This window comes from Paenibacillus marinisediminis (assembly GCF_054343325.1).
On the sequence record NZ_JBTGUH010000017.1, the window covers coordinates 30,134 to 57,056 of the forward strand.

The following is a 26,923-nucleotide window of genomic DNA, read 5'->3' on the forward strand; positions in this document are numbered from 1 at the left end:
ATGAACGCACCATCAACAACACCTGTACTGCAGCCTGCCTTTCCGGTACCTTCAACTGCCTTAGACAGAAGAATCAAGCTGAAGCATATTGGAATCGCACTCTCTCTATCCGTCGTATTCGGCGCAGTGATTATCTTCTTAATTCTTCATGCTTTCATCGCCTGGATGTTAGCCAATCCGCAGGTACCGCCGTTGTTCTCGAATCCGATGACAGCCAAGGGAATGGCCTATGATACGGTATCTTTCCCTGCTGCAGATGGACAAACGCTTGTAGATGGCTGGTATATTCCTGCTAGTGAAGCTTCATCCAGCACCATCGTGTTCAGTCATGGTTATGGCGCTAATCGCGAAGAGTACTGGGTTCCGATGTATGACCTTGCCAGCTTCGCACATCGACTTGGCTATAATGTCATCATGTTTGACTACGGCTTTGCGTCAGAAGCGCATCGAACGAAAGCGACTGGCGGGTATCTAGAGAAGCAGCAGCTTCTAGGCGCAGTAGAGCTTGCTAAGGAACGCGGCGCTGAGGATATCATCGTATGGGGCTTCTCTATGGGAGCAGGAACCGCTCTGCAGGCTGCACTCTTAACGGATGATATCGACGGCATGATTCTTGACAGTACCTTTCTGCTAGAGCCCGATACACTGTATCATAACCTGCAGACTTATATCGATCTGCCGAAGCAGCCATCGCTCAGCATCATTCGGATGATGATGCCGCTCTTGAACGATACGAGCATGAAGCAGATCCCTTACGATGAAGTGAAGTCACATCAATACACGATTCCAACCTTATTCATACATGGCACGAAAGACGATAAAGCACCATTTACCATTGCGGAGCAGATCGCGGCTAATCAGGATCCAAGTTACTCCTCTTCTTGGATCGTTCCCGACGCTCAGCATGAAATGATATACCGTACGCACAGCAAGGAATATCTGCGTAAGGTGTCCTCCTTTTTAAGCGGGGCTGATAGACAAACGGCCCAACTCATTGCACAGTAAGCAAAGAGCACCAATCCACGATGAACCGTGGCATTGGTGCTCTTTGCGTTAGCAAGTACACACAAGCTACATCTCCGCAGAGGAGATGCGATCAAAATCAAACATCCCTTCCTTAAATCCGCTGTACAGCACCATGACCATATCGGGCTTATATTCCTTAATATAATCATATACCGTCCCCTGCTTATATAATCTTAGATCAAGCGCTCTTACCTCATTCGCGCACAGAGACAAGAACGAGTAGATCGGCAGTGCATAGGAATCTTTAATCAGCACAATCTTGCCGCTGTTCACTCGTTTATTGTGGAACACGAGCTCCGCATGATCCCCGTGATAAACCGCATAACGATTCGTCGATGCCGGCTTATTCGGGTCCACATAATCCTTGACCAGCACGGCCTCCTCAAATCCGCCCTCAAACCGTTTCGTCGCATTGCTATCCCGCTGGATCAGCTCTTGCTCTGTATCGAAACGCGGTGTGATCAGAGTGAAATCGTCCACACCCCCATACAGCTGTCCAACTCTCCTTCCTTGGGAACCGAGAAAGAAACGCTCATATGTGGCTCGATTATACTGCCGTATATCGCTGTACTTGGGATCGATCTGAAAGCCATAGCGTTCATTCAACGTCTTCACAATCACACCGAAGCTGTAGAAGGCAGTATCAATCGTCCAATGATGATCTGTATTATAGAATGCGTCCTGCATAGCCATCCCGCTGCCTCGAATGACTTTCCTTAAGTCGATATAGTCAATATGCCTATCCTTAAGTCCAGCCAGAAAGGCATCCGCGTTATGCTCAGAATAATCCTGTACCCCGATAGGAAGTTGATGCTCGCTATTATAGATCTTCGAAGGCGGCAGCACATATAGAAGCGGAATACCGAATGTATCCAGATAACGCTGGAATGCTGCCATACTGCTCACATACTGCGCTACATCTTGCCTCTTCGTCACAAATACAAGCTGATTATCCGCCGTCTTATACACCGTATTGGCAGGCTCGATATCCTCTACCACCTTCTTATCGATTACACGCTGGTACAAGCCGTTGACCTCGATGAAGGCCTTTCTATAAACGAAATTGTTATTAATAGCCTCCTCTGTCTCGGCAATCGCAGCTTGAACCGCATCAAGAGGATGACCTGGCGAATGCGACATTTCTTGCTGATAACTGGCACGCACGGCTTGAAAGATCGACTCGGATTGAAGCGCGATGCCAGCTGAGATGACGATGAGAAACCCGATAAACATAACTGCCGTAAGCCTGCTGCCCTTCATATATCCGCACACATCCTCAGAAGTTAAAATAAATAAACGGGTTATAGGAGCCCTTCACTATGAACGAAACAGACGTTATGAGGACAGCTAAGCAGGCAATCGTATAACAGATTGCTCCCCATCTGCTGCTGCGAAGCGGGATACGCTCCGCGAACCATCCTGCGATAGGAGTGGAAAACAGAATACCTAAGAGGAAGATTACTTTATATTCGTCTGCATATAGAATCGTCTGCTCATCGAGTATTCCCCCTTCCCCTGCTCCAAACAGCGCCTTCAGATATTGAACAGCATGTCCTAGATCGACTGAACGGAACAGCACCCAGCCGAGCATTACAAACAGCAGCGTGTACACACGCCTAAGTGCGTTTAATTTCACCGTTCGCTCGAAGCCTGTCAATTTCTCATATGTAATCAATACAAAGTACATCAGTCCCCAGGCAACAAATGTCCAGTTCGCCCCATGCCATATTCCTGTCAATGCCCATACGATAAACAGGTTCCATACCAATCTCCCCTTGCTGTTCACTCTGCTGCCGCCGAGCGGAATATAGACATAATCCCTGAACCATGTTCCAAGCGATATATGCCACCTGCGCCAAAATTCAGATATCGAGGTAGAAATGTAAGGATAGTTGAAATTTTCCAGAAAGTGAAAACCGAACATCTTTCCTAATCCAATCGCCATGTCAGAGTACCCGGAGAAATCGAATAGAATCTGCAGCGAGTAAGCGACAGCACCCAGCCAAGCGAAAGATAACGTCAATTCATCTGCCTGCATGGAAAATGCATGATCCGCCACAATGGCCATTGAATTCGCGATAAGCACCTTTTTCCCTAAACCAACGATAAATCGGCATACTCCCTCGGCAAATTGGTCCATTGTTTCACGGCGGTGATCGATCTGATCGGCAATCGTTTCATACCGTACGATCGGTCCTGCAACGAGCTGCGGAAACAGCGCAATATAAAGACCGAGATTCAGAGGGTTGCGCTGTACATCGCCGCGCTTGCGGTATACATCCACCACATAAGAGATCGCCTGAAAGGTGAAAAATGATAACCCGAGAGGAAGCGATATGTCAGGCACGGTTAAGCTTGTCCCCAGCCAAGCATTCAGGTTCTCGACAGTAAATCCCGCATACTTGAATAGAAATAGGATAGATAGGTTATACACCAGCATCGATACTATGATGACACGCGAAAGCAGGCTGCCCCTATACTTGTCTACCGCGAGTCCGAACAGCCAATTTCCGAGAATCGAAGCCATCATAATCAATACAAACTTTGGTTCCCCCCATGCGTAGAACAGCAGGCTTGCAATTAATAAGAGCATATTTTGCGCTTTGCGGCTTCTGCTCAGAAGTACATAGTAGGCAAACAATACAACAGGCAGAAATACGAACAAAAAAATTATCGATGAAAACAGCATGCTGCACCTCTAGCCATAGGAGTCATCCGCATCCGATTAATCAATGCCTGTAATATGAAAGTATTAGCAAGTTCTCAGGATTATATGACATCTGAACATAGGTCAACCTCGCCTTGTCATACATTGATAAAGATATGATCGTGTCAGTGATAAATGAGGAGGGATCGGAGTGCTGCTCATATACGGGATGCTTATGCCCGTTCGTTTACTAGAGGAGATTCAACAGTGGAAAAATCAAGAGAAAGAGCATGCCGCCATCATTCGTCAGATCGTGCCTAACCTCGAACCATCGTATTCTCAGGTACTGACAGAGTGGGAGCACGTCTTTGCCAAGACTGAGGATACATCGCGGCAATGGCTGCATTCCATATTAAACAATGGCGGAAGAACCGATGAGGCGAATCTGCAGCAGATCGAACTGCTGCTGAAAGCTTCCAACTATCAATCGGAGCAATTTATTCAGCAAATGGAGTATCTGAAGCAGTATAGTCAGGCGATACGAGGCTCGTCGCTGGCTGAAACGATGATCGCGCACATCGTACGCGAATCTTATGTGTTCTTGAGCATGGTACAGGGGCTTGTCGATAAGCCGCTGGCTACGGTTAGCGCCTTGGCTGGACCTGCGGAGGCGAGCGCTGAGCCGTGGCACGAGGCGGCGTCAACGTCGGGAGCCGCGGCATCAGGCGGGCAGCAGCAGAGCGAGCCGATGGCGCATATTCACAGCGCCACCGGGGGCGGGGGCGATACCAGCATCGCGGCGCGCATCGGCAGCGGCTGGCAGACCGGCAGCGGTGTTCAAGTGCGCAACAGCGGCGGTACACGACCGGATGACGGCGCGGTGCCGATCGGCGGTCATACGCTGCCTCCGCTGCCGTACGCGTATAACGCGCTGGAGCCGTACATCGACGCCGAGACGATGCGCATTCATCACGACAAGCACCATCAGAGCTATGTCGATGGCCTGAATAAGGCCGAGTTGGCGCTTGCCGAGGCGCGCCGAACCGGCAATTTCGACCGCGTGAAGGCGCTCGAGCGCGATCTCGCGTTCAACGGTGCAGGGCATTATTTGCACACGATATTTTGGGACATTATGAGTCCGCGAGGCGGAGGCAAGCCGTCAGGTGAGCTGCTGAAGCAAATTGAGAGCGACTTCGGGAGCTATGATGCGTTTAAGCAGCATTTCTCTAAGGCGGCTGAAAATGTGGAGGGCGGAGGCTGGTCCATCCTCGTGTGGAGCCCGCGCAGCCACCGTTTGGAGATTCTGCAGGCTGAGAAGCATCAGAATCTGTCACAATGGGATGTAGTTCCGCTTCTGCCGCTTGATGTTTGGGAGCATGCTTACTATTTGAAGCATCAGAACAAGCGCGCGGACTACATCAAGGACTGGTGGAATGTCGTGAACTGGCCAGCCGTCAACGATCGCTACATGAAGGCGCGAGAATTGAAGTGGAAGCCATATTGAGCGTGAAGAAGGGACCAGGCTTACTCCAAGGCAGATGCTGCCTCTGGGGTAAGCCTTTTTCAATTAAATGCTGAGTGCTTCCCAGCCTAGAATAGAACGGATTGAAGGTTGACCTGTCCTTCGATCGTATTCTAAGCTATAATAGCATTTCATTTACACATTCTGGATACAGGGCGGTGTGTGAGCATGAAGTTATTTCGATTCGATGAAGATGCAGGCAAGTCGATCACTGCTTATAACAGCAGCAATTTAATCATGTCCAAGATTCTGTTCAATGAGGAGGGCACTCTTATCTACCATGTTGGCTGCATGCATATCGGCGCAGGCGGTAGTGTTGGCAGGCATCCCGCTAGCACGGATCAATTATTTCTAGTCGTGAGCGGTGAAGGTTGGGTTCAAGCGATGGAGAATCCCCCGGTACCTATTTCGTCAGGCTATGCGGCGTTCTGGGAACAAGGAGAGTGGCATGAATCCGGCTCAGAGAGCGGCATGACGGTTATCGTCATCGAAGGAAATGGGATAAAGCCCAATATGCCAGAAGTCTAGCTCGCTGTAACGGACACAGAGGACCTTATTATATAGTTTGAGGGACTTTTGATGGTTTTGGCGGACTCAGATGACCTTATTTGTGTCTAAACTAGATATAATCCACTCTTTTTCGGCAAATAAGAGCCATACGGTCCGCGGATACGGTGAATATACGTTTTCACGTGCAAATAAGGGCTCCTGTGTCCGCTTCGGATGCTCCCGCAACTGACTCTAAATGTTGATTTAAAATAAAGTTTGATTGTTTATAAAAAAGATTGATAATTTGTAATTAAATTTGATCAAAATCCTGTAGTGAAAAATACGGAACAGGTTATGAAACAGGAATAATGATTATAGAAGGCAAATTTCTACCTGTATATTCCATTTGCTTAGCTTAAGTTATGCAGTGAATAACATATTTCAAATATATGAAATGGGGAGAATCCATGTATTCTATTTTTAAAGATACTGTTGCTGATATGACCTGGCTAGAAATTGAAGAGGCATTACAAAAGGGTGCAGTGGTACTGTCACCGACTGGTGTGATTGAACAACAGGGGCCCCACTTGCCTACGGGGGTTGACATTTACGAGAGTCATTATATTTGTCGTTATTTAAAAAAAAGGTTAGAAAAAGAGAACATTTCATCTATAATAGCACCTCCTTACTACTTTGGTGTAAATCATATTACTGGTGCATTTCCCGGTTCTTTTACGTCAAGAAAGGAGACGGTACAGGCAGTCTTATTTGATATGTGGGAATCCCTTTTCAGATGGGGAGCGAAACATATTTTTGTCATTGATGTACACGGAGATCAACAGCATGGTGATGCGCTGATAGGAGCTATTAGAAAGACAAGGCAAACACTAAATATTGATGTTCGTTCAGTTATTGCTAATTTGTTAGCAAATCAGTTAGGGATTACAAAAGATCAAGAAGAATTTTTGATTTTTGATATTGATTTCTCCTTTGGTTCGTTTGAACCTACTCCGAATTATCCTGATTTTCATGCCGGAGCGCAGGGGACAGCACGTTTCTTGAAATATTTTCCTGACTTGGTGAGGAGAGAAAAAATCAAAGAACTATCCCCTAAGCTATTGAAAAAGGAGGAGATAGAGCAATGGCAAGAAGGAGGAGATAGAACAAAGGTAATTGTTCCAAAAGGATATGTGGGGAATCCTCAAGGATATACCCCTTTTTTGTCAGAAGATAAGTTAGATTTTATCAGTGGGTTTATTGAGTTTGCATCAAGGGAGTTACTTCATTATTTAAGAATACAATCAAAAAACAGAGGGTGAATTGTACTTGTCATTAAGATATAAGTTCAACAAGAAAAACCTAGCGTTTGTATTTCTGTTTTAATCAAACTTTATTCCAAACCATCTCTAAATAAAAGAGGAGCTTGTCCCGTAAGTAGAAAAACTACTTATGTGACAGCTCCTCCTGTTATTATTTTTGCTGCTTCGTAAAATATTCGAATAGATCGTCGCGCGCTTCCTCCAGGTACACTAGCTTAGGCTCACGTTCAATCCGAATCTTCATGCGTTGAGCTGTTTTCTCAAACAAGTCAAGCGTATCATTAGTCCGAATGATCAGCTTCTGCGGGCGAACGCCCTTCTCTTCGATTAGCTGCAGGAAGTGATTCAGGAACTCCTGCTCATAATTCTCGTCGTATGCCAAATGGAAACCTACTGCCGAACGAGTCAATCGATCAACCCAGATGCAAATGCGAGGGTAATATGGACGCTCTTGTTCTCCTTTGATCGCGACAGGTGCGAAGAAGAACTCCGTTTCCCAGATTCCCTTCTTCGTCGTGAAGCGGTTCATGACATCGTTCAAGCGAGCTTGATCTTCCAACATCACCTTATTCGGGCGCTTAAGTACAAAGTCCGGATCCATCCAGCGATCTTCCCATTCTCCGTTCACTTCCGTACGCACCAACACTTGACCTGACTTAGGCGCTGTAAGCAGCGTTTCGTCTTTCTTAGCGCGCTTCGCCATATCCATCGTCTGTTCCAGTACTGTTGTCATGAAACGAACCATCTCCGCGTCAAGTGTCCATGGAACAAGGCCTGGATCAAATACACGGAACATCGGCCACGCCTTGCGTCCGCGGAAGCGGCAGCCGAGCTCTTTGATCTCCGCATAATCGTGCTTCTCCAAGTCTGTACGATCTTCATAGGTTACCATAACGCAGCTTTGACGATGCAGCCATGCGTAGCGCTCGTCGCGTTCCAGCAGCATGTCGTGCAAGCTTTCCAAGCCCTCGCCGCCGCGGAATACAGCCAAGCCGAACAATTCCTCGTTCGAGCCCATAATGCTGCAGTAGCCGACTTCGCCAGTTTCCGGATTGCGTACACCGAAGATTTGGCCGTCGGACAACCAAGTCCAACAAGCCAGTTTCTTATATGCGCTAGCCGCTTCATACAATTTGAGCAGTTCTTGCTGCTCTGCCGTCAATACAACTTCTTGCTCCGCGGTCGTTTCCGACCGCTCCTTCGTCGTCGTCATGAGAGTTTTATTTCCTCCTTGAGTACATGCAGTACATACAGCATATGCTGTACCTGCAGTACGTCCCGAATAGTTTAGTGTCATCACCATTAAGGCTGATTTTCAAGCTCAAATATGCGCAATCGCGCCAAATGCTGCATCATTAAGATTGCAAATCGGCCTTATTGCTTGAGTGCTTGTTAGTATATTAATTGCTGTAATCTAGCTGCTCTAACTAACTGCATATCATACAGCTAGCTGCCGCCCACTCCGTCCTATAGCCAAACTAACTGCATTTCCTACAGTTAAATTACTGCAACCTGCGCATCCCAAGCCATTTCCGGCCATATAAATGTACCTTTTACAGTTAAATAAGCACATAGCGCCGATGTTTGGATAATTAACTGTACTTTATACAGTTAGGCAACAGCGAAGGCGGAGACAGGGCAGAAGCGGTGGCACGACCACAGCACGGTCAAGACCCTGCCGCACTAGTGGCATAAGACATAAAAACCCGTTCCTATCCCCGGAACGGGTTTCCATTTCATGAACATCGTAAACCCTATGTCTACTGCTTCAACAGCGCCATGAATTCCGCTCGTTGTGCCGGGTCCGCCTTGAAAACGCCTCGGGCTGCGGTCGTAACCGTCTTACTGCCTGGCTTCTTCACACCGCGTGCGCACATGCACAAATGCTCTCCCTCCACCACGACGAACACGCCATGCGGCTTGAGCACTTCTTCCATAATATCTGCAATTTGGGAGGTAATACGCTCCTGCACCTGCAGACGACGCGTTACCGCTTCTACCAAGCGGGCAAACTTGCTAAGACCCGCAATCTTACCGCTTGGAATGTAGCCAATGTGCACCTTGCCGAAGAACGGCGCCATATGGTGCTCGCACTGGCTATAATACGTGATATCCTTAACGATGACAAGCTCCTCATGCTGCTCGTCAAACGCAACACCCAACACATCACGAGGATCTACTGAGTATCCTCCAAATATCTCTTCATACATCCGCGTTACTCGCGCAGGTGTCTCGAGCAATCCTTCTCGCCCGACATCTTCCCCGATCAGCTTCAAAAGTTCCTTTACATGGAACTCAATCTGCTCCCGGTTCTCTCCTACGTGCATATTGACGTAATCCTTCACGCCAGCCATGATTGCTCCCCCTTTCGCCACCTCTCGCTTCGTGACGCAGCGCTTGCTGCTAAGCGCTACTTGCGTTTCTTGCCGCTGTTCGTCGCGTTATTCATCGCGCCGCTGTTCTTCTTCATCATCTGCTGCGCCTGCTGCATCTGCTTGCCGTTCAGATTATAGCCCATCTGCTTCGCCATCTTCTGCAGCATCTGAGGATCAGTTTGCATCTTCTCCATCTGCTTCTTCAAGTAGAAGACACCGCCGGCAAATCCGCCGATCGCTCCCAAAATAAGACATACGATTCCCGTGATCCACATCCACATCGTCTCAAGGTCACCCCAACTATTATCAATTATAGTCTACAATCTACCGTCATTTATGATAGCATGTCCGTTGATGCTTGACAATTACAGGTCTATCCTGATCTTGGCAAACCATCTATACTGCAGCTACTCTATAACACCTTCCAAACGCAATAACTGCTCCTTAATGCTTAATCCACCGCCGTATCCAACAAGTGCCCCGGAGGCACCGATCACGCGGTGACAAGGAACAATGATCGGCAGCGGGTTGCGATTGTTCGCGCCCCCGACCGCTCGGACTGCCGAAGGTTGGCCGATCGCTTCGGCCACCGCTTTGTACGAGCAAGTCGCGCCGTAAGGTATGGCGCAGAGCGCCTGCCATACCTTACGCTGGAAGTCCGTGCCGCGCAGATCGAGCGGCAAGTCGAACTCCCGCAGCTCGCCTGCAAAGTAGGCGGCGAGCTGCTCCTTCGCGTAGCGCAGCCGCTCCGGATGCCGCTGCAGCGTGACAGGCCCGATTCGCTTGGCAGCCCAGGCCCCAATGGCCTGGACGCGCTCCTCGAGCGGGCCAAACTCGAGTGCGCACAGCCCGTCGGGCGTCGCGCACAAGGTCAGCGGTCCAAGAGGTGAATCCACCTCTTGGACGTAGAGCGGCTCCGGCAGCGCCTCCGCCTCCGCAAGCGCCTGCCGCGCAGCGCGCAGCACCGCTTCATCCTGCTCGCGCTCTAGCGCAGCGCTGAGCGCCTCACGCGCCCCAGCGCCGCCCGTGCGGCCCAGCGCCCACGCCGCCGTCGCGCGCAGCTCCGCGCGCGGGTCGCTCCGCAGCAGCTCGCTGAGCTGCTGCACCGCGCTGCGGTCGCGGAAGTTGCCGAGCGCCACGACCGCGTTGCGCTGGATCGGCTTCTTGCCGCGCCACGCGGCGGCGCTCATCCCGAACCGCTCCTTGAACTCGCGGTTCGACAGCGACAGCATCGGAACGAGCAGCGGCTTCGCCGTCTCGGGTTCCGGCTGCAATTCCTGCTGGTGCGTCCAGTTGTAGCCTTTATTCTTCGGGCATACCACCTGGCATGTGTCGCACCCGTACAACCGATTGCCCATCTTGCGCATCATCTCATCAGTCAGCATATCCTTAAGCTGAGTCTGAAATGACACGCACCGCTGAGCGTTCAGCTGCCCCGGCCCAACAATCGCGCCGGTCGGGCACGCGTCGATGCAGCGCGTGCATTCCCCGCAATCCTCCGTCAACGGATGATCCGGAGGAAACGGGATGTTCGTGATCATCTCGCCTAAGTAGATCCAGGATCCGAACTGAGGCGAGATGATCGCGCAGTTCTTCGCGCTGAAGCCGATGCCAGCCCGCTCGGCTACAGCGCGGTCGCTCAGCTCGCCGGTATCCACCATGGCGAGCGTCTTCAGCGACTCGGACGGAACCTGCTCACGCAGGAACGTCGCGAGCCGCTGCAAGCGATCGCGCAGCACGTGGTGGTAATCCATCCCCCACGCGGTGCGCGCAAACATGCCCCGATACGAGCCAAGCTCGGACTTCGGTGCATCCGGCAGCTTCGATGGATAAGCTACCGCAATCGAAATGATCGACTGCGCTTCCGGCATGAGCCGGCGCGGATCCGTCCGCTTGTCCAGATCAGGCTCCTCGAAGCCCGATGCATACCCCTTATCGACAGACTGCTGAAGGCGCTCCTTCAGCAAGGTGAACGGTTCTGCCGTCGTGAAGCCGATCTGGTCGATACCCAGCTCCGGCAGTGCCGCTTGTATCCGCGCCTTCAGCTCCGCCCAGCGCGCAGCGCTCTGAACTCCCTGAGTCACATCCACTTCATTTAACTCACCCGAATCTTCCAGTCCACTAGAATCACTTGACTCACTCAACTCCTTGGTTTCCTTCAACGCATCCACCGCCGCTTGCGGCACCCAAGCCTTTTCATTGTCACTCGTCATTCCCGTTCACCTCCTCTCTGCGCAATCAACTTATAGCGGTCATGACAGCTGCTTAATCGCCATCCGAGCTAAGTAATCGCAATGATTGTTCAGCTCATTATCACTATGGCCTTTGACCTTAACGTATTCAACCTTGTGCTTCTGCATCAGCCGCCATAGCTCCTGCCACAGCTCCTTATTCTCAACAGGCTGTCCCTTGCTGTTGATCCAGCCCTTCTTCAGCCAGCCGTAGATCCAGCCTTGCTGAAAACAATTCACCACATACGCCGAGTCGCTGTATACTTTGACCCCGCATGGTTCATTCAGTGCCTTTAAGGCTTCGATAACCGCTTGGATCTCCATGCGATTATTCGTGGTATGGCGTTCCCCGCCAGACATTTCCTTGCGATATTGCCCATACAACAGAACAGCGCCCCAACCACCGGGACCTGGGTTCCCGGAGCAGGCGCCATCCGTGTAAATCATCACTTGCTTCACAAGACTACCTCCACTGCTCAATTGAGGACCGCATGAACCACATTTCCGCTCAATCCTTATGCATTCTTGAGCACAATTCATCCTGCTCAGCTGTCGTCATCCATTGTTTCCAATTCTCGTAATACCAAGACACCGCTTCATCATGAAAAGGTGTATGCCCATGCCTGATACGGGATAACACGGATTCCAAGCCGGCTGCTACCTTTCGTTCAACGATATCTGGATAGTGATATACCAGCCGATTATGATCGTATTCCTCCCGATCCACTACGGCTACTTGTCCGTTCGCATGGCGGATAACATCAAGGTCATAATCAATGTAAGTAAACACTCCCTCGCTCTCATGAGGAGGTGATGCGATATTGCAATAATACCGAATACCGCCTTCTTCAATCAACGCGACTACATTGAACCATTGATGCGGAATAAAGAACGTTACCGCAGGCACCTTGCTCATCCAGCGCTTGCCGTCGGATTCCAGTATCGGGGTTCGACTATTAATCAGCACATGCATCTCCTCAATGCGATGCAGCGGATGATGCTCAGATTCCGGCACTAACCAGTTCTCCATCCACATACGGTGAAGATGACCGTCATGCTTAAAGCTTTTTACGAGTACTTGATCATAACGTTCCATCCGATTTCCTCATTTATAAATGACATGGTGGTGAAGTTTATAGTAATAGAAAAGCATATCTTCTCACCGAATGCAACGGTTTCAAAGATATGCCTTCCTTAGTAAGAATATGAAGCTTTATACTTCATATCAAATTCACTTTATCCTGTAACGATGCGAAGCTTCTGCAGTGAACGCAATACGTGCTGCGCCCCGTATCCTAATTGTTCGAACCACGGCAATATAACTTCCGCATGCTCATCCGCGGCAATCATAATGTTCTTCACATTACGCTGCTGGAACTTCTGTTCCAGCTTGGCAACCAATGCGCGACCTACACCTTGACTGCGATAATCCGGATGAACCGCCAAGCGGTAATAATAACCATTGTTCCGGTCTACAGTTCCGATTACAATACCAACGATTGTCGTATTGAAGCCTTCTTCCGCCTCAGCTACAACGACTAATTCACCGTCTAACGACAACTGCCGCGCCAACGCTTCAAGCGTCTTTCCACAGCATTCTTCAGATAGCGAAGCCTCTAACAACTCAGTGGCCGGCATATAATCCGACAATCTAAAGGAACGTAAATTCATAGCTGATTCTCCCTCACCCTAAGCTATAATTGGTTCGAAACTTATCTCTTTCTACGTTTCATGCATGCTTCATCATATTCTCTCTATTTTTATCCTTTACAAATACGACAAATATCACGAAAATCCTTCTTTCTTGCTTAAAATTCTAAAGAAATCGCTAATAAACGTCCAAATCCTCTTGCAAGCGCTTTATAGTAAGCGTTTACAATTACCACTAATGGATGATTAACAATATTATGTAAATGAGACTAATCATTATCATTTTGGAATACAACTATCATTGCGCCACTAGAAGCTGAGCTCACATATCCAAATATTCAAGTTTATCTTCGTCATATTTCGGGTAATACAATAGAAGTGACACTTGATTACTGAGTGCTCAGACTTTTTAAACATTTTTGTTGATTTATTCGTTGGATTGCGGTTTAATGAAGATAAGAAGATACATATTTTTAGGAGGTATGAACCTTGGCACATCAACTACCAGCACTTCCATATGCTAATAATGCATTGGAGCCACACATTGACGAAACGACTATGATGATCCACCACGATCGTCACCATAACACGTATGTAACAAACTTGAACGCAGCATTGGAGTCCGCTCCTGAACTGCAATCCAAGTCTTTGGAAGATCTGATCGCTAATCTGGACAGCGTGCCTGAGAGCATCCGCACAGCAGTTCGCAACAATGGCGGCGGCCATGCTAACCACTCTCTGTTCTGGGAAGTTATCGGACCTAACGGCGGCGGCGCACCATCCGGTGCATTGGCAGCAGCTATCGACAGCGAGCTTGGCGGCTTTGACAGCTTCAAGGAAGCTTTCGCTAAAGCAGCAACAACTCGTTTCGGCAGCGGCTGGGCATTCTTGGCTGTAGATTCCGAAGGCAAACTGTCCGTATACAGCCTGCCTAACCAAGACTCCCCGATCATGGAAGGCAAGACACCTATTCTGGGTCTTGACGTATGGGAGCATGCTTACTACTTGAAATATCAAAACAAACGCCCTGACTACATCGCAGCATTCTGGAATGTTGTGAACTGGGCTGAAGTTGAGAAGCGCTACGCAGCAGCAGCAAACAAATAATTGCCTAACGGCTGACGAAAGAGGCTGTCCCTTAAGCATGTAGCTTAAGAGGCAGCCTCTTCTTTGTGTCTTATTAAGCTCTACTCTGACCATTTTCGGCCGTATCTGGCGCGGCAATGCTTGTGAATACGGTCGGCATTCGCTTCAATACGATCAATCCGCTCAGCGTGCAGGAAAGCAACACAATGCTCGTTCCTGTGAGAGCTCCTGAAACAGATAGCGTATCGGTGAGAATCCCGCCCAGCAGCGGCCCCATCATCATCCCTATGGCGTGAGTCATATTGAAGAGCGCATAGGCTACTCCATAGCCTCCGCCTGCTTCTTTATCGACGATTGCTCCCAGTGTAGGCAGCGTCGGCGACAGGGTGAAGCCAATGCTCGCTCCTACTAAGCAGGCAGCAACAAATGCCATCGGTATGCTCCCAACCAAGGTAAGCATCGGCAGCATAATGGCGATTCCCCCCAAGCCGAACAGCATGATGTAATATGGATTAAAGCGTGATGCCAGCGTACCTGCTACCGGAGCTATTAAGCCATACGCAAGCGTTACAGCCCCAAACAGCAGACCGAGCGTTATCGGCGACATCTGGAATTTTTCCGTCATATAGTTCGGCAGCAGCGGCTCCATCATCGCTAATGACGTCTCCGCGAGCAAGATGACCAATGCGGTATACAGAATCGGGCGATAACGCAGCAGTGATAGCGTGCTTCCGCCTTCGTTGTCCTCTGCTGCGGCGCGAGCGGGCTCACGCAGGAACAGCAACGTGAGAATTAAGATCACCGCTGTTATAGCGGCGGCGAACCAGAACGGCGTATGATGGTTGCCGATCTCAAACAACCATCCTCCTATGGGCGCACCAAGCAAAGAGCCCGATGAGATCCCCGTCATCGCGATCCCCATCACAGTTCCCCGAAGCGGTCCTGGAAATAGGTCCGCCAGCAATGCGAGAGCGGCAGTCCAGGATGCAGCAGCAGCAACCCCCTGCAGCAGTCGCGCGATTACGAGTGTTATTGTATTCGTAGAGAATACAAAGAACAGCGTCGCACCCACCATGAATAAGAGTCCGAGCACGATCGTCTTACGTCGTCCAATCTTATCTGTAACGCGTCCGAATAATGGCGTCGTCAGAAACAGACCTGCCGCATAGCTGCCAAATAAGATGCCAACCATAGTAGAAGACATCTGATACGTTTCGGTAAAATACGGTACAACCGGGATAAACAAACTGTACAAGAGCATATCAACGAATAAAATACTAATAACAAGCACTAACCCAGTTATCTGAGTTCGTGTCAATTGACGCATGATAGACATGATGATTCCACCTTTAAAACCAAATTGTTTTTTTTAGTTTTCACACAAGAAGCCCTAAGACTTCTTAGCAGTAATTAGGCGCTGACTCAGGATTCATGATCCGTACGCGGCACTAAACCGAACAGAATCACATCCGCAATGGAATTTACCGCATCCTGTAGAGAGATGTTTTGCTTGGCAAAGAACCGCTGATCCAATGTTGAGTTCAAGGCATCCGTAATGAGTTTAACGAGGAAGGCACTATTCCGCTTCTGAATCAATCCCTGCTCCATCCCTTGCTCGAGCAGTTCTCGAAGCACATCCCAATCATCCTTCAATAATCCATCAAGCCTCGACCACTGATCTGGAAACACTCGTTTCATTTGCTCCAATATGCGATGGTCTACCAGTTCAACGTAATCCGGCATCACCGTAATGATCGCTTTGATCTTATCCAGTATAGATAGAGAATTATCTTCTATGATCTGCTTCGAGCGCAGATTCGATTCCTGCAGCGCATGATCGATGATCGTATCCAATACCTCGGCCTTTGATGAAAAATGCTCATATAGAGTCCGTTTGCTAATCCCCAAACGCCGAGCAAGATCATCCATTGTGAACTTCATACCCTTTTCTACTATTTCTTCCGTAAAAGCTTTCATGATTCGTTCACGCATATGTTAATGTCTCACCTCCGCTTTATGACGATGATAAAACTGTATAATCAAATATAGTTTTCTCGGTTTTATATTAGTATTATAATTTATGCTCCCCCTTAATAGCAAGCCATCCCCTAAAATTTGTACGAAATAATACCTTTATGTACGATATACTGTTGATATTATTCTTCATCCGAGTGAACCACTTCATTCATTTTAGAGGTTAATGTAGCACTAGGAGGAGGCTGTCATGCCTAAAGATCTTATATCAGGAGACTCGTGCTTACCCGCAAACGCTGATAAGACGGCACCTGCATGCTGTGCGGCAAAACGTGCGGCCATAGTTGAGAGCAAGGCTTCCGCATCAGCAGCTGCTGAGGAGTTAATAGGATCGGATATTCATTTGTTGCGTTCAGAACAATTGCCATTGCAGATCGATTCTTGGCCTATCATTCAAGGCGGTGATTATTTACTGGGTACAGATGATGGAGAGGGCTTCGCGGCTGATGCTGAAGGACCGGCTCGTATCGTCACGATCAAGCCTTTTCGTATATCGCCTTATGCTGTGACGAATGCAGATTATGCCGCATTTATCGCCGACACCGGTTATGTTACCGAGGCGGAGCGATTCGGCTGGTCATTCGTATTCCATCTGCTGATCGAACAGCCTCAGCAAGTGGGCATCGTTGGCTCTCCTGCGCAAACACCATGGTGGTATGGCGTTGAAGGCGCTGATTGGCGTCATCCTGGCGGACCTTTCAGTTCCATCGAGAATCGAATGAATCATCCCGTTGTTCATGTATCATGGAACGATGCGATGGCCTATTGCCTGTGGGCTGGCGTTCGGTTGCCTACGGAAGTTGAATGGGAAGCGGCTGCGCGCGGTGGATTGGAGCGAAGAAGATATCCTTGGGGTGATGTGCTTCGACCAGATGGTCAGCATCGCTGCAACATATGGCAGGGCTTATTCCCTTCCAAAAATCATGCCAGCGACGGTTATCTCGGGACTGCGCCAGTCGATGCGTATCTCCCTAACGGATACGGATTGTATAACGTATCCGGCAATGTCTGGGAATGGTGCGCTGACTGGTTTACCTCGAATCCAGACGAGCGAGGTTCGACTTCGCGACCACAGGGGCCAACAATCGGCAATGCGCGCGTGATGAAAGGCGGCTCCTACTTGTGCCATCAATCGTATTGCAACCGCTATCGGGTAGCGGCTCGCAGCAGCAATACGCCTGACAGCTCTACTGGCAATATCGGCTTCCGCGTGGCGGCGGATGTCTGACTACGTACTGTGTTGATGTGGAGTGTGAAGTGTAGAATATCTCACGCACTCCACACCACTCGCTCAACGCTCGAATGGCCCGCTGCGACTCAAGAGCGATGCAGCGGTTATGCCCAATGCTAATCCAGATATCGGCGCCACAACAACTGCGCCGATCCAATTGCCGCTGGTTGACAGCAGCAGCTTCAACGCCAGCGTCACACACATGATCGCGCACGCGATCCCCCAGTATAACAGCTTGCCGCGAACTGACGGACGAATGTATGCGCCTTGAGTTGCGCCATTCCCCTGATCAGGCGCCGCGACTCGACCACTTCGGCGCAGGAAGTATAGCAGCACTAACAGCTCCAGCAGCATTCCCAGCAGGGACAACCCGTGCTGCAGCAGCTTGTAGACAGGTACTCCACCAGCGACAGTTGCCTTTAACCACGGCAGTTGGGTAACCATAGCGCCTGAAACATGCGTAAAGGCGTCTAACCCTATATGCGAGTAGAAACCAACGATGACTGAGCCAATAAAGACAGCCCAGTCCTTAAACGACCGCAAGCCCCATCTTGGACCGCTAGCAAGCATATATGCTCGTTGATCCAGGTCCCACCATGAGGGAAGGTGCCGCGATAACGCAAGCTTTACTACATGATGAAACCAATAGGCCAGCAGAATACTTAACGGTATCGCTTCGAAGAATAGCCCTGCTGCTGAATGTCCGATCCATTGATGGGGCTCTAGCGCGATAAAATATTCTAAATCCGGCGCCATAGCGCCGAGCACAAGCCCCGTCATGCTCACATAGGCAGGCTTAAGTGCCTTAAGTGGAGCAATATAGATCGGATGGGCAAATGTAAAGGGCATCTCACAGCCTCCCTATGTCAGCGGATATGGAGGTTTCCAGTCACATACCGCTTGATTGGCGATACGTATCGCTTCAGCGCGCTGCATATATTGCTTCGTCTTCTCATGCATCAACGACTGTTCCGTCATCCGGTCAATAAATAGAATCCCGTCCAGATGATCAAGCTCATGCTGAATGCATACCGCATACAATCCTTCCGCCTCGGTCCATACTTCTGCACCGTCACGGGCCATGCTGCGCACCTTCACTCTATTGTAACGCTTGACTACACCGTAATAGCCTGGCAGAGACAAGCAGCCTTCCATTCCTTCCTGCTCACCATCCGCTTCCACAATCTCGGGATTGATGAACTCACGCAGGCCTTCTCCTATATCCATCACAACTACACGGCGCAGCAGACCGATCTGCGGAGAAGCTAAACCAGCTCGCCCCGGCTCCCCATACAGTGTATCCTTCAAGTCATCCAACAAAGTCAATATGCGCGGCGTCATCTCCGTCACTGGCTTGCACACCTTCCGCAGCACAGGTTCGCCGAATGGCAGTATTGCACGAATCGTCATAGTTGTCCCCCTATATCTGATCTTCTATCTTGAAAATACTCATTAATTAAGCGTAAAAATAAGTTCGGAAACGCGTACGACTCCATGTCCTCTAAACCGATATACACATAACCTTCCGGAAGCGAAGCATCGGTGCGCGCCTCCGCTCGAAATACACGCATCTGCCAGTGAATATGGCTGAACGTATGCTCCGCATCGACATACCGCTCGACGGGATTCATTTCGATCCCTTCTATATGAAGCGTGCCACGCAGCATATCCATCGCCTCAGCATCCGGCAGCCCGGAGAGCGACGCCTGCTTCGGCGCCTGCACATGCGGCAGCTCCCACATGCGCGCCAGCAAGCCAGTTGCAGGACGCTGCCTGATCAGCAGCTTGCCTGCGTGGCGGCCAGTGCCTTCCACCAGCGCGGCATAGCGCAGCTCCGGCTTAGGCGGCTTCGCCTTCGTCTTAATCGGGAGAAGCTGTTCTTCTCCCGCAATTCTGCCTGCGCAGTGCTCCATCACTGGACACAGCAGGCATGCAGGCGACTTCGGCGTGCACACAAGCGCACCAAGCTCCATCAGCGCTTGGTTGAAATCAGACGCGTGCCCATCAGGAATGAGCTCGCGGGCAATATGCTCAATGCGAGGCCGTGTGCTCGGCTTCGCTATATCATCGTGCAATCTAAAATATCGCGATAAGACACGCATCACATTGCCGTCAACCGCCGGTTCCGGCTGATTGAACGCGATGCTCATAATGGCACCCGTCGTATATGGGCCTATCCCCTTCAGGCCCGATACCGCCGCCTTATCATTCGGCACCATGCCATCGTACTGCTCCTTAATCTCGCGCGCGGCGGCCTGCAGATTGCGGGCACGGGAGTAGTAGCCTAAGCCCTCCCAAGCTTTCAGCACTTCTTCCTCAGGCGCGTCAGCAAGCGCGGTTGCCGTCGGAAATTGTGCGGTGAACCGCTCAAAGTAAGGGATGACCGTATCGACGCGCGTTTGCTGAAGCATGATCTCAGACACCCATGTATAGTAAGGATTGGATTGACGCCGCCAAGGCAGATCTCGCCGATTATCTAAGTACCACTGCAGCAGTTCTCGGCTAAAATACCGTTTCTGTTCTTCCATTTCTTAGACGGCCCCTTTCTCGTTCTCTGCCCATTATACACGAAGGGACACAGTTGTGAACGTTTTGCCAACATGTTGCCGAACGTATTGCCATAACTATCCAACACAAGCATACTGTAATCAAAATCACACATTAAATACGCTAATCTAATCATGCATAAAAGGAGTGTCCACTCTATGTTATTGCGAAAGCGCACAGCGCGTCTCTTTTCTATTGCAGCGGCATTGTTCTTTCTCACGCTCATTGCCACGGCATGCGGCGGTAATTCAATGGCTGGCAGCAAGGAGAAATCTGAAGCACTTAAGGGGCCAGAAGATGCGGTAGCTGTATATAAGCAGACCTGTATGCAATGCCATGGCGCTGAGCTTAAAGGACGAATGGGTCCCGAAACCAATCTTCAGAAGATAGGCGAGAGACTGACGAAGGAAGATATCGTGGACACCATCAAGAATGGCGGGCCTAGCAGAATGCCAGCTATCAAAACGATCGATGATGCCGACGCCGAGAAGGTCGCCGCTTGGCTCGCTACATTGAAGTAAAGCGCACGCTACATAGGGGTTCTCCTTCAAGTAGAATAATCTACTCTTGGGACAACCCCTATAAGTATTTCATTTACACAAAAAGAACTCCAATCCCGACGGAAACAGCACCGAGACCAGAGATCTTCCTTAGATCCTGACTTATAGTTGTTCAATGACGCAGAATGCTGACGCCATACCCGGCTGATGCGAGATCGTCACATGAATCCGCGCACGATCGGGGTTCAGACGAATGCGTGTCCAAGCCTCCGCACTCAGCTTCGCAAGCGGCTTGCCGCTCGTATCCGGCAGTACTTCAATATCTTGAAAGCCCACCTGTTGACCGATCCCGCAGCCAATTGCTTTCGCCAGCGCTTCTTTCACCGCGAATCGCCCCGCTACCCATTCCGACAACCGCGGCTCTTTCAGATCCGCAACTTTAAGCTCTGCCGGGGTCAATACCCGCTGCAGAAACCGTCCCCTGCTCTTGCCATCCAATATACGCGATACACGCTCCAGCTCCAGGATGTCATGCCCGATGCCATATATCATTGCACTTCCTCCTTCGCGGGTGGAATGAATCTTCATATATCGAGCATAACGCTTCTAGGTGTTCATTATCAAGTGCAACAGTCTGTACACTAATCTATGAATCTTATGACTCTCGTGAAAATATACGAATTAACTCTATCATCCATCTAATCGAACAGCAGATTATACGAATACAGTATATTATCTTTAAAAGAGATGGAGGAATGAAGGCATGTTTAACAATTGCAACGGCAACTTTGATTTTGGTTTTGGACAGGAAGAGGGAATACGAAGACTTCTGTTTCGTATCGGTATCGGAACTCGCATCAGTGTACACTTTGACTGCACACATCGCACTGGTAAATTCCTTGGCATACATGACGGTTCTGTCCTCATCACTTCAAAAAACGTTCCATTTTTCATCCCTATCAGAAAAATTCTTGCTATCGACTTACCACCAGAATGAGCATGCGAGCATGAAAGGGGCTGCCTCGGCAGCCCCTTTATTTGTTTCTCTATTTACTTATTCTCCAATTTACGAGCTTGTTAATAACAACAACAGTAATCACGCTGTAGACGAACATCACGATACAATCGATCATAACATTCGACGTCCATCCCTCTATCAGCGACGTGCGCAGCGCATCAGCAGCATAAGTAGTAGGGAATATATAGGACACCCACTGCAGTGGTAGAGGAAGTTGATTCATATCTACCATTACCGGTGATAAGAAGGTTACAAACATCATTAAGACCTGAGTCAGCATGTTGGTTAGCTGATGGCTGGGCGACCAGAAACCGATACAGACACCGATTCCCACGCAGCTCGTTAAAGTTAATATCACAACTAGCAGCAATCCCCATGAATAGTGAAACGAGATTCCATATCCGAACTGTCCAATAATTCCGAGAATAACAAGCGAAGGAAATGTGCTCATGAGTCCGCGCAGCAGGTTAGCAATGACAAAGTTAAACTTGGAGATTGGAAGTGAAGCATAATACGTAAAGTGTCCTTGATGCTTCTGCCACGATATTTCCTGGCCCATGGCATTCATCCCCATCACGATTACACCGAAGATCATGTTGCCTGCAATAACCCGAATGATCATATCGTCGCTTGGATTCTCCATGAAAAAGTACATAAATAAAGTCGTCGTCAACGGGAACATCGTAGCCATAAGCAGTACCCAGGCCCAACTATCGCGGACAATAGCGAATTGAATTCGGAATAGAATGGACAGCTCTGTCCAGAGACGCTTAGATCCATGTATAGGTACAAATGATGCTGGCTGTGGCGAAGTCGTCACTAGCTTCATGCTCCGATCACCTCTTTTTCTTCTTGGTTATCCGTTTGTTTCACCTGCTCATCGATATGGAAATACACATCCTCCAAGCTTGGCGGCTTTACCGCATATTCCTCAATCGGCAGATCTTGATCGTTCACGATATAATCCAACACTTGGCTAGCGGATTGTTTATCTACGAATAGAGTGATGCGGTGTTCACCATTGTCCTGCACGTATCCCCAACGCTGTAACAGAGCCACTGTCTCCTCCTTGCGCCCGAACTCTGTGGTCACCTCAAACTTTAGCCGTTGGTCTACCTTCTGCTTCAGCTTTGCGACCGAATCGATCGCGAGCAGCTTGCCGTGATTAACGACGGCGATCCGATCTACAACCTGCTCTGCTTCCAGCACATTATGCGTAACGAGTATGACCGTGGCTCCTTGTTTATTGCGCTCTTTAATGAGGTTCCATACCATGCGGCGGTTCTTAGGATCAAGTTCATTCGTCGGCTCATCTAATATGAGCACCGGCAGATTGCCGATCAGCACCGTTCCAAGACCGATCATGCGGCGTTGTCCGCCCGATAGGTGCTTCATCTGCTTCTTCTTGAACTCCTGCAGGCCTATCATATCCAACAGCTCATTCGCCTGATGAGCAGCATCCGTCTTCGCCATCCCCCGCAATCTGCCTGTGAAAGTCAGCGCCTCATAGGCAGTCAGCGAGTCGAGCACATGCGGTTCTTGCGAGTAATACGCTACTTGTTCCGCGATATTGCGGGTCTGCTTGAATACGTCCTGACCATTGAAGCGGATGCTGCCTTTTGTCGGCTTCAAGTGGCCGATCAGCTGCTTGATTAACGTTGATTTGCCCGCTCCGTTCGGACCGAGGACGCCGAGAATTTCGCCTTCTCGAATGGTTAAGGAGATATCCTCGTTCGCTTTGATCTTGCCCTTCTTATACACCTGACTGATGTGGTCAACTTCATAAATGATCCTATTCATGAAAATGGTCCTCCTTATGACGGTGAGTATTGGTTACACGCGGTTATCTTCATTGAAGCCGGAAGCCTTAATGAAGCTTTACGACCGATATTGGATACTTTAATCTTAGCTCGGTGCCTCTAAGCCATGAAGCGTCCGCCGACCGAAACTCTAATCGTCCCACAGTTGAATTTATTACTCGGTCTGCAGACTGATAGGGGGACATAACAAAACCTTACAGTCATATGCTCCATCGCAGGCGCATGAGTCTGTAAGGTCTATGTGTAATCTATGTTATATAGGATTATCCGTGCAGTTTACGGTACACCTCGTAGCTGCGCCGCGCGCACTCCGATATCGCGATCGGATGAAAGCCGTTAATTTCTGAATACATCGTGTCATTTAGTTTGGAGGTCCAGCTCTCTGGCAACTGCTTCGCTCCATGAATGGCGCCCATGATCGAACCGACGGTTGCGCCGTTGCAATCCGTATCCCAGCCGCCAAGTACAGCTGTTGTGATCGCTGTCTCGAAATCTCCGCGAGCGAATACGAGCGCAGCAGCGCACAATGCGGCGTTGTTGTTCGTGTGAACCGGATGGTAGTGCTTAAAGGATTCCCATATCCGGTCTACTAACTCCAACTGACTAGTCGCTTCCTGCGCGATGCTGACCGCCAATCGGATATCCCTGGCTAATCGGCATTGACGCGGAATTTCGCTTAGGCCGATCTCGATAATACGCTCTGGATCGTCTTCTACAAACGCCGCAGCGATCATAGCTGATACGAACATAGCACCATAGATGCCGTTCTTCACATGAGAGAACGAAGCGTCGCGCCAAGCCAGCTCTGCCGCGAGCTCAGGCTTGCCTGCCGCCCCGTAGGCCAATCCGTCAACGCGAATCTGTGCTCCAATCCATTCGCGGTACGGATTCAAGTGAGCCCGTACCCAATCCTTTTGCGCTTCGGAATCTTCGCCGCGGTTCCAGCCGCGCTGATTGAGGAGCACTGTATAATTCGCATACGATTGCGCCTCCGCGGTGAACACTTTGCCGTAAGGCAAGTGCTTGAGCCACATGAATCCGGTGTCCCACGAGTCCCAAGCCAGCCCTTTCTCCTCCAGCATCAGAAGCCCTAGAACGGTATACCGAATATCGTCGTCGGTCTCCATATACTGAATGCGCTCCAGCTCACTTTGTCGAGCATAATCGGCCAATGCAATTCCATGCTGTTCCTGTGCTCGCGACTGTCCTGGCGTATAGTCCTTGATCGGCCAAGCATCCGCTCCCTCGAACCAGAGTTGGACGTTTTTCCAGCCTGGATGTCCGTCCGTACCGTTCATGAACGACCAGCTCTCCAGCGGCTTGCCGAGCGCGCAGCCGACGCTTCTACCGAGCCATGCGCCATGGAACTTGTCCCGCCACTGCTCCTCTGACCAGCTTGTTTCCATCTGGCGAGGACCTTCCGGTCTCACCGCACGAATCTCTTCCAGCCCATTCGGTTCATCATACGGGAAGTTAGCCGCAATCGGAAGCGCTGCCAACTGGTCGTAAACCGCCATCAGCTTGCCAGCATCCTGCCCCGCGTCCTCCAGCTTCTGTTGAAATCCATCAACCTCGCAGCCCTCTTCCGAGCGTTGCTTGATCTCCGCTTGCACCAAGTTGTGCAGCGCTTTCCATCCCCAGCTTGACATGAGACTATCCCCCGATCTTCATCATCCTAGCATCAGAACTGATTGAATTGTTTACATCTTCATTCTAGCGGGGAGAGCTTCTCACGTCGTCTTGTTTTCACTTCATATATTCTCAAAAAGGGCTAACTTCACAGCCTGCTCGCGGTATTCGAGCGGTGAAGCACCAACGATCTGCTTGAACGCGCGGTAAAACGGCCCGTGGCTTTGAAAGCCCGCCGCGTACATCACGTCCACAATTGACAGGTCGGAGCTTGCTAACAGCTTTTTGGCTTCGTTAACTCGCAGTTGAAGCACATATTGCTTGAACCCGATACCGAGCTTCTCCTGCAGCAGATGCCGTGCCCGGGATGGGCTCAATGCCAGCCTATCGGCGACATCTTCCAGAGATAACGGTTCTCGAAAATGCTCGTTCATATAGTCAAGCACCGGCTTGATCCGATAATACGACGTCAATGTGCGGTTCCAGTCGGCAGACGGTGCTTGTTCAACGTAATAGCGAAGCAGTTGGGCGCATATTTGCAGGATCTTGCCTCGCATCATCCCTTGATAGCCACGCTGCTTGCGCTCATGCTCATCTGCAAGCTCAAGGAACATTTCCCCGATGTACCGGGCTGTCGCTAATCCGCCGGGGATTCGGTTCTGGAATTTCGTCGGCAGATAGACAAACGGAAGCAGCAGCTCCTGATCCGCCTGTTCGATGAGGATCGGATCAAAATATAAAAACAAATAGCGGCTAGGGTTGTCCGCATTCGAGGCGGCGGCATGCCGTTCCAAATGATTGACAACAAATACGTCACCTGGCTGAACGGGATACGTTTTGTCGCCGAAATAAAATGCCCCGCTCCCCGACAAACAATAACCAATTTCCAAATGGTCATGTGTATGGAAAGGATCCGCGTGCACACGCGGCGACCACTCAAATAGGTGAATCAATGGTTCTTTTGCCATGCGTCCAAACCGCCCTTGATGGTTATTTATTTTCATTTCCATGTATATCCAGTATACCGTCAATGGTTGGTGAATGCAGCGAATTTATTGAGATGATAATCGACCTATGGGCTTGTCTACAGCAGGTTAATTAAACAGTCACATATCGTTCACTTGTGAACTTGTTTCATTTCAGTATAATATGGTTAATTTCATACATATCTTTCGGTTTGAGAGAGGAGAATGATCATGGGCATGACAATTATGATCTCAAAACCACTGGTCGCTCGCATACAACAAACAATTGCTGAACTTCAACATGTGTTATCGACGCTTACTCATCAACCTGCGCGTTTAGCATATTCTACGTTCATCGATACGGCACTATCGCCTAGAGGCACAGTACAAATCACCACGGCAGCTCAATTAGAGCATCCTGACTCCCCGTTCAAGCTCAAGCGCGAGCTGTTAGACGATGAAGTTCTCATTGCATACACTGCGGAGAAGGGCTTGCTTGTTATTGCGGGTACCGATGCTGTCATCGAGAACGCCTGCACGAAGCTAATGATGCTAATACGTGAGCAGTGCGCTGTAATTTCCGATCGTATGCCGCGGATAGAAGAACTGTTCTGGAACGGTACGGTATAGAACGTTTAATTTACGATGTTGTTCTACACCAATAAGAAACCGCTTACCTAGTCTACGAGGCTGGATCAGCGGTTTTTTTGTGCGCTATAACACGCTTGAACGGACTCAGAGGACGCTATTTGCTTCAAAACTAGCACAAATCTGCTGATTTGAGTCAAATAACGGCTCTACTGTCCGCTAACATGGCGAATTAGTGGTTTTCGC

General features: G+C 49.7%; 27 protein-coding genes and 1 pseudogene. 9 read left to right on the forward strand and 19 right to left on the reverse strand.

Features of this window, described 5'->3' with window-relative positions; all coding sequences use genetic code 11:
• Window positions 1-1,005, forward strand: a complete 1,005-nt coding sequence (locus ACXX53_RS21755; protein ID WP_458570793.1) for an alpha/beta hydrolase — start codon at window positions 1-3, stop codon at window positions 1,003-1,005.
• A gap of 66 nt (window positions 1,006-1,071) precedes the next feature.
• On the opposite strand, the gene ACXX53_RS21760 is transcribed toward ACXX53_RS21755, so the two are convergent.
• Window positions 1,072-2,286, reverse strand: coding sequence for an alginate O-acetyltransferase AlgX-related protein (locus ACXX53_RS21760; protein ID WP_458570794.1), 1,215 nt, complete (start codon window positions 2,284-2,286; stop codon window positions 1,072-1,074).
• A 16-nt stretch (window positions 2,287-2,302) separates the two neighbouring features.
• A complete protein-coding gene (locus ACXX53_RS21765) occupies window positions 2,303-3,715 on the reverse strand; it encodes an MBOAT family O-acyltransferase (RefSeq protein WP_458570795.1) in 1,413 nt (470 codons plus the stop codon).
• A 169-nt stretch (window positions 3,716-3,884) separates the two neighbouring features.
• On the opposite strand from ACXX53_RS21765, the gene ACXX53_RS21770 reads away from it, so the two are divergent.
• From ACXX53_RS21770 to ACXX53_RS21780, 3 genes are all read left to right on the forward strand, one after another.
• Window positions 3,885-5,177 carry a Fe-Mn family superoxide dismutase gene (locus ACXX53_RS21770; RefSeq protein ID WP_458570796.1) on the forward strand — a complete coding sequence of 431 codons (1,293 nt, stop codon included), beginning with the start codon at window positions 3,885-3,887 and terminating at the stop codon, window positions 5,175-5,177.
• Window positions 5,178-5,363: 186 nt separating this feature from the next.
• Window positions 5,364-5,723, forward strand: coding sequence for a cupin domain-containing protein (locus tag ACXX53_RS21775; RefSeq protein WP_458570797.1), 360 nt, complete (start codon window positions 5,364-5,366; stop codon window positions 5,721-5,723).
• A 410-nt stretch (window positions 5,724-6,133) separates the two neighbouring features.
• On the forward strand, window positions 6,134-7,003 hold the full coding sequence (locus tag ACXX53_RS21780; protein ID WP_458570798.1) for a creatininase family protein: 870 nt from the start codon (window positions 6,134-6,136) through the stop codon (window positions 7,001-7,003).
• A gap of 151 nt (window positions 7,004-7,154) precedes the next feature.
• On the opposite strand, the gene ACXX53_RS21785 is transcribed toward ACXX53_RS21780, so the two are convergent.
• The 7 genes from ACXX53_RS21785 to ACXX53_RS21815 all read right to left on the reverse strand — a co-directional run bounded on the left by ACXX53_RS21785 (window position 7,155) and on the right by ACXX53_RS21815 (window position 13,280).
• Window positions 7,155-8,216 (reverse strand): DUF7309 domain-containing protein, encoded by a 1,062-nt coding sequence (locus tag ACXX53_RS21785; RefSeq protein ID WP_458570799.1) that lies wholly within the window; start codon window positions 8,214-8,216, stop codon window positions 7,155-7,157.
• A gap of 547 nt (window positions 8,217-8,763) precedes the next feature.
• Window positions 8,764-9,357, reverse strand: a complete 594-nt coding sequence (gene folE, locus ACXX53_RS21790; RefSeq protein WP_458570800.1) for a GTP cyclohydrolase I FolE — start codon at window positions 9,355-9,357, stop codon at window positions 8,764-8,766.
• 56 nt (window positions 9,358-9,413) lie between these two features.
• Entirely contained in the window at window positions 9,414-9,659 is a 246-nt protein-coding gene (locus ACXX53_RS21795; protein ID WP_458570801.1) for a YneF family protein, read from the reverse strand.
• A gap of 126 nt (window positions 9,660-9,785) precedes the next feature.
• Window positions 9,786-11,591 carry a tRNA epoxyqueuosine(34) reductase QueG gene (gene queG, locus ACXX53_RS21800; protein ID WP_458570802.1) on the reverse strand — a complete coding sequence of 602 codons (1,806 nt, stop codon included), beginning with the start codon at window positions 11,589-11,591 and terminating at the stop codon, window positions 9,786-9,788.
• 39 nt (window positions 11,592-11,630) lie between these two features.
• Complete coding sequence (gene rnhA / locus ACXX53_RS21805) at window positions 11,631-12,068, reverse strand: ribonuclease HI (protein ID WP_458570803.1); 438 nt, start codon at window positions 12,066-12,068, stop codon at window positions 11,631-11,633.
• 49 nt (window positions 12,069-12,117) lie between these two features.
• Window positions 12,118-12,705 carry a DUF402 domain-containing protein gene (locus tag ACXX53_RS21810; protein WP_458570804.1) on the reverse strand — a complete coding sequence of 196 codons (588 nt, stop codon included), beginning with the start codon at window positions 12,703-12,705 and terminating at the stop codon, window positions 12,118-12,120.
• A gap of 140 nt (window positions 12,706-12,845) precedes the next feature.
• Window positions 12,846-13,280, reverse strand: a complete 435-nt coding sequence (locus ACXX53_RS21815) for a GNAT family N-acetyltransferase (protein ID WP_458570805.1) — start codon at window positions 13,278-13,280, stop codon at window positions 12,846-12,848.
• A 468-nt stretch (window positions 13,281-13,748) separates the two neighbouring features.
• On the opposite strand from ACXX53_RS21815, the gene ACXX53_RS21820 reads away from it, so the two are divergent.
• Window positions 13,749-14,366: a superoxide dismutase gene (locus tag ACXX53_RS21820; RefSeq protein WP_458570806.1), complete on the forward strand. Its 618-nt coding sequence runs from the start codon at window positions 13,749-13,751 to the stop codon at window positions 14,364-14,366.
• A gap of 73 nt (window positions 14,367-14,439) precedes the next feature.
• Here ACXX53_RS21820 and ACXX53_RS21825 read toward each other — a convergent pair whose 3' ends face one another.
• The gene (locus tag ACXX53_RS21825; RefSeq protein WP_458570807.1) at window positions 14,440-15,681 is read right to left on the reverse strand and encodes an MFS transporter; all 1,242 of its coding nucleotides are present in this window, start codon (window positions 15,679-15,681) and stop codon (window positions 14,440-14,442) included.
• An 86-nt stretch (window positions 15,682-15,767) separates the two neighbouring features.
• On the reverse strand, window positions 15,768-16,322 hold the full coding sequence (locus ACXX53_RS21830; RefSeq protein ID WP_458570808.1) for a TetR/AcrR family transcriptional regulator: 555 nt from the start codon (window positions 16,320-16,322) through the stop codon (window positions 15,768-15,770).
• A gap of 247 nt (window positions 16,323-16,569) precedes the next feature.
• On the opposite strand from ACXX53_RS21830, the gene ACXX53_RS21835 reads away from it, so the two are divergent.
• Entirely contained in the window at window positions 16,570-17,607 is a 1,038-nt protein-coding gene (locus ACXX53_RS21835; RefSeq protein WP_458570809.1) for a formylglycine-generating enzyme family protein, read from the forward strand.
• Window positions 17,608-17,670: 63 nt separating this feature from the next.
• Here the strand turns inward: ACXX53_RS21835 and ACXX53_RS21840 are convergent, their stop codons facing one another.
• From ACXX53_RS21840 to mutY, 3 genes are read right to left on the reverse strand one after another with little or no spacing between them, the layout of a single operon-like run.
• The gene (locus ACXX53_RS21840; protein ID WP_458570810.1) at window positions 17,671-18,459 is read right to left on the reverse strand and encodes a DUF4184 family protein; all 789 of its coding nucleotides are present in this window, start codon (window positions 18,457-18,459) and stop codon (window positions 17,671-17,673) included.
• Window positions 18,460-18,471: 12 nt separating this feature from the next.
• On the reverse strand, window positions 18,472-19,020 hold the full coding sequence (gene def / locus ACXX53_RS21845; RefSeq protein ID WP_458570811.1) for a peptide deformylase: 549 nt from the start codon (window positions 19,018-19,020) through the stop codon (window positions 18,472-18,474).
• Entirely contained in the window at window positions 19,017-20,138 is a 1,122-nt protein-coding gene (mutY, locus tag ACXX53_RS21850; protein WP_458570812.1) for an A/G-specific adenine glycosylase, read from the reverse strand. Before mutY ends, def begins: the two co-directional genes overlap by 4 nt.
• Window positions 20,139-20,315: 177 nt before the next feature.
• On the opposite strand from mutY, the gene ACXX53_RS21855 reads away from it, so the two are divergent.
• Window positions 20,316-20,678 (forward strand): c-type cytochrome, encoded by a 363-nt coding sequence (locus ACXX53_RS21855; RefSeq protein WP_458570813.1) that lies wholly within the window; start codon window positions 20,316-20,318, stop codon window positions 20,676-20,678.
• A gap of 141 nt (window positions 20,679-20,819) precedes the next feature.
• On the opposite strand, the gene acpS is transcribed toward ACXX53_RS21855, so the two are convergent.
• Window positions 20,820-21,209, reverse strand: a complete 390-nt coding sequence (gene acpS, locus ACXX53_RS21860; RefSeq protein ID WP_458570814.1) for a holo-ACP synthase — start codon at window positions 21,207-21,209, stop codon at window positions 20,820-20,822.
• A gap of 211 nt (window positions 21,210-21,420) precedes the next feature.
• Here acpS and ACXX53_RS21865 point away from each other — a divergent pair, with 211 nt between their 5' ends.
• Entirely contained in the window at window positions 21,421-21,654 is a 234-nt protein-coding gene (locus tag ACXX53_RS21865; RefSeq protein ID WP_458570815.1) for a hypothetical protein, read from the forward strand.
• A gap of 49 nt (window positions 21,655-21,703) precedes the next feature.
• On the opposite strand, the gene ACXX53_RS21870 is transcribed toward ACXX53_RS21865, so the two are convergent.
• The 4 genes and pseudogenes from ACXX53_RS21870 to ACXX53_RS21885 form a co-directional block, all read right to left on the reverse strand.
• Window positions 21,704-22,504 (reverse strand): ABC transporter permease, encoded by an 801-nt coding sequence (locus tag ACXX53_RS21870; RefSeq protein WP_458570816.1) that lies wholly within the window; start codon window positions 22,502-22,504, stop codon window positions 21,704-21,706.
• Window positions 22,501-23,397 (reverse strand): annotated as a pseudogene (locus ACXX53_RS21875) (ABC transporter ATP-binding protein); the annotation flags it as partial. The pseudogene ACXX53_RS21875 and the gene ACXX53_RS21870, both read right to left, overlap by 4 nt.
• A 361-nt stretch (window positions 23,398-23,758) precedes the next feature.
• Entirely contained in the window at window positions 23,759-25,144 is a 1,386-nt protein-coding gene (locus ACXX53_RS21880; protein WP_458570817.1) for an ADP-ribosylglycohydrolase family protein, read from the reverse strand.
• A gap of 102 nt (window positions 25,145-25,246) precedes the next feature.
• Entirely contained in the window at window positions 25,247-26,134 is an 888-nt protein-coding gene (locus tag ACXX53_RS21885) for a helix-turn-helix domain-containing protein (RefSeq protein WP_458570818.1), read from the reverse strand.
• Window positions 26,135-26,320: 186 nt separating this feature from the next.
• Between ACXX53_RS21885 and ACXX53_RS21890 the strand changes: the two genes are divergently transcribed.
• Window positions 26,321-26,719, forward strand: coding sequence for a hypothetical protein (locus tag ACXX53_RS21890; protein ID WP_458570819.1), 399 nt, complete (start codon window positions 26,321-26,323; stop codon window positions 26,717-26,719).
• Window positions 26,720-26,923: the final 204 nt, after the last annotated feature.